Raw genomic sequence first — 6,051 nt, 5'->3', positions numbered from 1 at the left:
TCCACATACATCCAGTATGCGGATGCCCCTCCGCCTTGCGATGCACCGCATCTGACGCCGCGCGCTGATCCACCGGGAATCGCGGGACAGCCCTTAGGGTCGTCCGCAGGAGCGGAGGAACTCCCGGGTGCGGCGCGCGATCGGAAGCGGCTTGTCCGGGGCGCACGGGTACATGTCCTGCTCCACGATCGCGAACAGGTCGACGTCCAGGGCGCGCGCCGCGTCCAGGACCGGTTCCAGGGCGGGGACTCCGCCGGGCGGCTCGCACATCACGCCCCGGGCCACCGCAGGGCCGAACGGGACCTCGTCCGCCACCACCGCAGCCAGGATCTCGGGGTCGACCTGCTTGAGGTGGAGGTAGCCGATGCGCTCCCCGTACGTCTCGATGAGCTTGACGCTGTCGCCGCCGCAGTAGGCGTAGTGCCCGGTGTCCAGGCAGAGCGACACCAGGTCCGGATCGGTTGCGTCGAGGAAGCGGTTGACGTGCTCCTCGGTGTCGATGTGGGTGTCGGCGTGCGGATGGACGACGATCCGCAGCCCGAACCGCTCCCGGACCTCCCGGCCGAGCCGCTCCGTCTGGGTCGTCAGGTCCCGCCACTGAGCGGGCGTGAGCGTTCGGTCCTCCACGACCTCGCCCGTCTTGTCGTCCCGCCAGAACGAGGGGATGACGACCAGGTGTTCGGCGCCCATGGCCCGGGTCAGTGCGGCGATGTCCGCGACATGCGCCCAGGTCCGGTCCCAGACGTCCGGACCGTGGTGCAATCCGGTGAAAACGGTCCCGGCGGAGACCGTGAGCCCCCGGCTGCGGGTCTCGTCCGCCAGCCGGGCCGGGTCGGTGGGCAGATAGCCGTACGGACCGAGCTCGATCCACGCGTACCCGGCCTCGGCGACCTCGTCGAGGAAGCGCTGCCAGGGCACCTGCTGCGGGTCGTCGGGGAACCACACCCCCCAGGAGTCGGGGGCCGAGCCGATACGGATGCGCGCCGAAGAGGGTGCGGAGGGGGTCATATCGCCCAGCGTCGCGGCCGGTACGGACGAGTGTCAAGAGTTCGTCCGAATGTCCGGACAAAATGTTGACAGGGTTCCCGGGCGGAGACTAGACCTGGGATCAGCGGGCCACCGGGGGTCGAAGGGATGCGTATGCCTGAGTCGTACGACGTGATCACCATGGGGCGGATCGGGGTGGACCTCTACCCGCTGGAGGTCGGGGTTCCGCTCGCCCGGGTCGAGACGTTCGGCAAGTTCCTCGGCGGCTCCCCGACGAACGTCGCGGTGGCGGCGGCCCGGCTGGGGCGGCGGGCGGCGGTGATCACCCGGACCGGACAGGACGCCTTCGGTGCGTATCTCCACCAGGAACTGGAACGGTTCGGCGTGGACGCCCGCTGGGCGACGGCCGTGGCGGAGTATCCGACCCCGGTCACCTTCTGCGAGATCTTCCCGCCGGACGACTTCCCGCTCTACTTCTACCGGCAGCCCAAGGCCCCCGACCTGGAGATCCACCCGGCGGAACTCGACCTGGACGCGGTGCGCGACGCCAGGATCTTCTGGATGACGGGTACCGGACTCAGCGCCGAACCGAGCCGTTCCGCCACGCTGGCCGCCCTCGCGGCGCGGGCCGGCCGTCCGGCGGGTACGCCCCGCACGGCGACCGTCTTCGACCTCGACTGGCGGCCCGTGTTCTGGGACGGGGGCGACGACAGTACCGAGGCGCCCGCGCGGTACCGCGAGGCGCTGGCCCATGTCACGGTCGCCGTCGGCAACGTCGACGAGTGCGCGATCGCGACCGGCGAACGCGAACCGTACGCCGCCGCCCGCGCCCTGCTCGCGGCCGGGGTGGAGCTCGCCGTCGTCAAGCAGGGGCCGAAGGGCGTGCTCGCCGTCCACCGCGACGGCGCCACCGCCGACTGCCCGCCGCTGCCGGTGGAGGTGGTCAACGGCCTCGGCGCGGGCGACGCGTTCGGGGGCGCACTCTGCCACGGACTGCTCGCCGGGTGGCCCCTCGACCGTCTCGTGCGGTACGCGAACGCGGCCGGCGCTATCGTCGCCTCCCGGCTCGCCTGCTCGTCCGCGATGCCGTTCCCGGAGGAGGTCGAGGGGGCCCTCGCGGCCGGAGCCGTCACGGCGGACCTCGGCGCACCCGCGGGCCCCCGCGCCGGGGCGGGCTCATGACGCCTCTCGCGCCCGCCCTCTCCGAACTCGTGCGGCTGCGCGCCGAACGCCCCGAAGCCGTCGCCGAGGCCGCCGTACGCCGGAAGCGGCGACGGCTGATCCGTACCACCGGCGACCGCTTGATGATCATCGCGGCCGACCATCCCGCGCGCGGCGCGCTCGCCGTCGGCGACCGGTCCCTCGCCATGGCCAACCGCTTCGAGCTTCTGGAGCGGCTCTGCCTCGCCCTCTCCCGCCCCGGGGTCGACGGCGTGCTCGCCTCCGCCGACGTCCTGGACGACCTCCTCCTGCTCGGCGCCCTGGAGGACAAGGTCGTGATGGGCTCGATGAACCGCGGCGGGCTGGCCGGCGCCGCGTTCGAGCTCGACGACCGGTTCACCGGCCACCGCCCCGAGGACCTGGTCCGCCACGGGTTCGACGCGGGGAAGCTGCTGCTCCGTATCGACCACGACGACCCCGGTTCGCTCGACACCCTGCACACCGCCGCCCGGACCATCGACGCGATGGCCGCGCACCGGCTGCCCGTCTTCGTCGAGCCGTTCCTCTGCCGCCGCGTCGACGGCCGCCTCCGCAACGATCTCGGCGCCGCCGCCGTGGCCACCTCCATCGCCATCGCGTCGGGCCTCGCCGGAACGTCGGCGTACACCTGGCTCAAGGTCCCCGTCACCGATGACCCCGACGCCATGGGCCGGGTGATGGAGGCGTCCACGCTGCCCGCCGTCCTGCTCGGCGGCGAGGTCGGCGACGACCAGGACGCCGCGTACGGGAAATGGCGCGACGCGCTGCGGCTGCCCACCGTGCGGGGGCTGGTCGTGGGACGCTCACTGCTCTACCCGGTCGACGGCGACGTGACGTGCGCCGTCGACACCGCCGTATCGCTGCTCCGGACGGGCAGGGAGGGGCCATGACGACGCATCACCCCCACCGGGGGAACCGAGGACAGCACCGGAACCAGGACCGGTACCACCTGCCGGCCGGTAGCGCCGCGCGCGGGGCGTACGCCGTCGACATCGATCCCGGTCGGGCCGGCTGGGACCGTTCGTCCCTGCGGGTGCTGGAGCTGGAGCCGGGTGGTGTTCACACGCTCGTCACCGGCGGTAGCGAATGGATCGTCCTGCCGTTGGCCGGTGCCTGTACGGTGCGTACGGCAGGTGAGACCTTTGAACTGCTGGGCCGGGAAAGCGTGTTCAGCGGGGTCACCGACTTCGCCTACGTGCCGCGCGACGCCCATGCACAGATCGCCTCCGGCGCAGGAGGCCGCTTCGCCCTGGCAGGAGCGAAGTGCGAGCGACGACTCCCCGCTCGCTACGGCCCCGCGCCGGAGGTACCCGTCGAACTGCGCGGCTCCGGGACCTGCTCACGCCAGGTGAACAACTTCGCCGCAGCCGACACCTTCGACTGCGACCGGCTGATCGCCGTCGAGGTCCTCACCCCCGGCGGCAACTGGTCGTCGTACCCGCCGCACAAGCACGACGAGCACGTGCCGGGCGAGGAGTGCGAACTGGAGGAGATCTACTACTTCGAGGTGGCGGACGGCGGGCTCGGCTACCACCGGGTGTCCCCGTCGCGCGACGGCGGTACGGACGTCCTCGCCGAAGTGCGCAGCGGTGACGCCGTCCTCATCCCCGACGGCTGGCACGGCCCGTCCATCGCCCCGCCCGGCCGCACGCTCTACTACCTGAACGTGATGGCCGGGCCGGGGGAGGAGCGCGCCTGGCTGATCCGCGACCATCCCGACCACCGGTGGATCCGCGACACCTGGCGGGACGAGCAGATCGACGCCAGACTCCCGCTGTACACGGCGCATCCGTCGCCCGGCCCGGAGGTAACGCCTTGAGCCCGACGAGTCCCGCGAGCCCGAAGAGTCCTGCGGACCCCCTCCGTCCCACGCGCCGTCTGACCACCGCTCAGGCCCTGGTCGCCTTCCTGGCCCGGCAGTACACCGAGCGTGACGGCCGACGGCAGCGGCTCATCAGCGCCACCTGGGGCATCTTCGGCCACGGCAACGTCGCCGGCATCGGCCAGGCGCTCGTGGAGGCGGGCGGAGGCGGAACGGGAACCGGGACCGGGCACGGCAACGGAGCCGGGCACCGTATGCCGTACCTCCAGGGCCGCAACGAACAGGCCATGGTGCACGCGGCCGTCGGGTACGCGCGTCAGTCGGGGCGGCTCTCGGCGCACGCGGTGACCACGTCCATCGGTCCGGGCGCCACCAACCTCGTCACCGGGGCCGCCCTCGCCACGATCAACCGCCTGCCCGTCCTCCTCCTGCCCGGCGACACCTTCGCGACCCGGCCCGCCGACCCCGTGCTCCAGCAGCTCGAAGTGCCGTACGCGGGCGATGTCTCGGTCAACGACTGCCTGCGCCCGGTCTCGCGCTACTTCGACCGGATCACCCGGCCGGAGGCGCTGATTCCGGCGGCCCTCCAGGCGATGCGGGTCCTGGCCGACCCGGCCGAGACCGGGGCCGTCACGCTCGCGCTGCCGCAGGACGTGCAGGCGGAGGCGTACGACTGGCCGGAGGAGTTCTTCGCCGAGCGCGACTGGCACGTCCGCAGGCCCGCCCCCGACGCGTTCGAACTGGAAGCGGCGGTAAGGGCGGTGCGCTCCGCCCGCCGCCCGCTGATCGTCGCGGGCGGCGGGGTCCGGCACAGCGCCGCCGAGGAGACGCTCGCCGCGTTCACCGCCGCGACCCGCATCCCGGTCGCCTCCACCCAGGCGGGCAAGGGCGCGCTCCGCCACGACCACCCGGCCGACGTCGGCGGCATCGGCCACACCGGCACCGCCACCGCCGACGAGCTGGCCCGCACCGCCGACCTGGTGATCGGCATCGGCACCCGCTTCTGCGACTTCACCACCGCCTCCGGCACGCTCTTCGCCGATCCTGCCGTCCGCTTCCTCCACCTCAACATCACCGCCTTCGACGCCCACAAGCTGGCCGCCCTCCCTCTGGTCGCCGACGCCCGCGCGGGACTGGAGGCGCTGACGGCGGCGCTCGCCGGACGCGGCTACCGGGTCGACCCGGCGTACGAGACGGAGTACACCGGCGCGAAGGAGGCGTGGGAGGAACGGATCGAGGCGTCCTTCGCCACCCCCGACCCCACCGCGCGCCCCACCCAGACCCAGGTCCTCGGCCTCCTGGACGCCCTGGTCACCGGGGACGACATCCTCATCAACGCCGCCGGCTCCCTCCCCGGCGACCTGCACAAGCTCTGGCGCGCCCGCTCCCGCGACCAGTACCACGTCGAGTACGGCTACTCCTGCATGGGCTACGAGATCCCGGCCGCGATCGGCGTCCTGCTCGCCACCGAAGCCCGCACGCCGCACCGGCCCGACGAGCCGCGCCGCCCCGTCTGGGCGCTCGTCGGCGACGGCACCTACCTGATGAACCCCACCGAGATCGTCACCGCCGTCCAGGAGAACCTGCCGCTGAAACTGCTGATCCTCCAGAACCACGGGTACGCCTCCATCGGCGCCCTCTCCGAGTCGGTCGGCGGCGAACGCTTCGGCACGGCCTACCGCCACCGGGACGCCGACGGCGGCTTCACCGGCCCGCCGCTCCCGGTCGACCTGGCCGCCAACGCGGCCTCCCTCGGCATGCGGGTCCTGCGCGCCACCACCGTCGACGACCTGCGCAAAGCCCTCTCCGAGGCCCGCGACGCGGAAGGCCCCACTTGTGTCTACGTCGAGACCGAAACGCCCGACACAGTGTCGGGCCCCCCTCCGGCACAGGCGTGGTGGGATGTTCCGGTAGCCGAAACCGCGAGCCGACCGGCGGCGGTAGAGGCCCGGGAGGAGTACGACCGGCAGGCCGCCGCCCGACGTCGCCACCTGTAAGCCCTGCCCGAGCCTGCTCGAAGCCTGCCTGAAGCCTGAAGGAGT

At 72.7% G+C, this 6,051-nt stretch carries 5 protein-coding genes; 4 read left to right on the top strand and 1 reads right to left on the bottom strand.

What is annotated here, in order from left to right; genetic code table 11:
- Positions 1-93: 93 nt before the first annotated feature.
- Entirely contained in the window at positions 94-1,008 is a 915-nt protein-coding gene (locus tag IG90_RS0122035; protein WP_030587094.1) for a sugar phosphate isomerase/epimerase family protein, read from the bottom strand.
- Between the two features lie 132 nt (positions 1,009-1,140).
- On the opposite strand from IG90_RS0122035, the gene iolC reads away from it, so the two are divergent.
- Genes iolC through iolD form a run of 4 tightly spaced genes read left to right on the top strand, consistent with a single transcriptional unit; the run spans position 1,141 to position 6,006 of the window.
- Entirely contained in the window at positions 1,141-2,169 is a 1,029-nt protein-coding gene (iolC, locus tag IG90_RS0122030) for a 5-dehydro-2-deoxygluconokinase (RefSeq protein WP_030587091.1), read from the top strand.
- Positions 2,166-3,077 carry a Cgl0159 family (beta/alpha)8-fold protein gene (locus IG90_RS0122025; RefSeq protein WP_030587088.1) on the top strand — a complete coding sequence of 304 codons (912 nt, stop codon included), beginning with the start codon at positions 2,166-2,168 and terminating at the stop codon, positions 3,075-3,077. The genes iolC and IG90_RS0122025 overlap by 4 nt, the downstream gene beginning before the upstream one ends.
- A complete protein-coding gene (gene iolB, locus IG90_RS0122020) occupies positions 3,074-4,006 on the top strand; it encodes a 5-deoxy-glucuronate isomerase (protein ID WP_030587085.1) in 933 nt (310 codons plus the stop codon). The genes IG90_RS0122025 and iolB overlap by 4 nt, the downstream gene beginning before the upstream one ends.
- A complete protein-coding gene (gene iolD, locus IG90_RS0122015; RefSeq protein ID WP_030587082.1) occupies positions 4,003-6,006 on the top strand; it encodes a 3D-(3,5/4)-trihydroxycyclohexane-1,2-dione acylhydrolase (decyclizing) in 2,004 nt (667 codons plus the stop codon). Before iolB ends, iolD begins: the two co-directional genes overlap by 4 nt.
- Positions 6,007-6,051 lie beyond the last annotated feature (45 nt).

This window comes from Streptomyces anulatus (assembly GCF_000721175.1).
GTDB lineage: Bacteria > Actinomycetota > Actinomycetes > Streptomycetales > Streptomycetaceae > Streptomyces > Streptomyces anulatus_C.
Note: the sequence above shows the minus strand (reverse complement) of the source record. Positions and strands in the feature narration are given on the sequence as shown.

Coding starts and splice junctions, on each gene's coding strand:
- IG90_RS0122035 (WP_030587094.1), bottom strand. CDS start 1,008: ATGACCCCCTCCGCACCCTCTTCGGCGCGCATCCGTATCGGCTCGGCC.
- iolB (WP_030587085.1), top strand. CDS start 3,074: ATGACGACGCATCACCCCCACCGGGGGAACCGAGGACAGCACCGGAAC.
- iolC (WP_030587091.1), top strand. CDS start 1,141: ATGCCTGAGTCGTACGACGTGATCACCATGGGGCGGATCGGGGTGGAC.
- IG90_RS0122025 (WP_030587088.1), top strand. CDS start 2,166: ATGACGCCTCTCGCGCCCGCCCTCTCCGAACTCGTGCGGCTGCGCGCC.